This window comes from Vibrio sp. 03_296, from assembly GCF_002265885.1.
The window spans coordinates 1-473 of the sequence record NZ_NPKW01000732.1 but is presented as its reverse complement, the minus strand read 5'-3'; the positions used below and the strand labels follow the sequence as shown (position 1 = coordinate 473).

Here is a 473-nt window from a genome sequence, read left to right as displayed (position 1 = left end):
CGGTGTGGAAGCGTCTGAACAACTTGATGAGCAGCAAGTACAAGACGTGATGACCAAGCATGGCTTACTGGTGAAAGAGTATTTTGTTGCGGTAGGGCGCTTTGTTGAAGAAAAAGGGTTCCATGATCTGATTGATGCCTATGCGACAGTCTGGTTCCGCTCTGCCTTTGGTATTGGTGGGAGATACCGATCATGAAACGAAGTACAGCGCCGAACTAAAAGAAAAAGCACGCAACACACCAAACGTCTATATGACGGGTTTTTAATGGTGATGAGCTAAAAGCCGTCTTTTCTCAGGCGCGCGCCTTTGTAATGCCGTCTTATCATGAAGGGTTGCCTATCGCCTTACTTGAAGCCATGTCTTACTCGCTGCCAGCCGTTGTGAGTGATATCCCCGCCAATGCTGAAGTTGCGTTGCCGCAAGAAAACTATTTTCCAGTGGGGGATGTGGTGGCGCTGGGGGAAAAATTAAA

The 473-nt window shown here is 48.2% G+C and carries 2 pseudogenes; both read left to right on the top strand.

Going from position 1 to position 473, the window contains the following annotated elements:
• Positions 1 to 196, top strand: a pseudogene (locus CIK04_RS32930) (hypothetical protein); the annotation flags it as partial.
• Positions 197 to 306: 110 nt separating this feature from the next.
• Positions 307 to 473: pseudogene (locus tag CIK04_RS34415) on the top strand (glycosyltransferase); the annotation flags it as partial.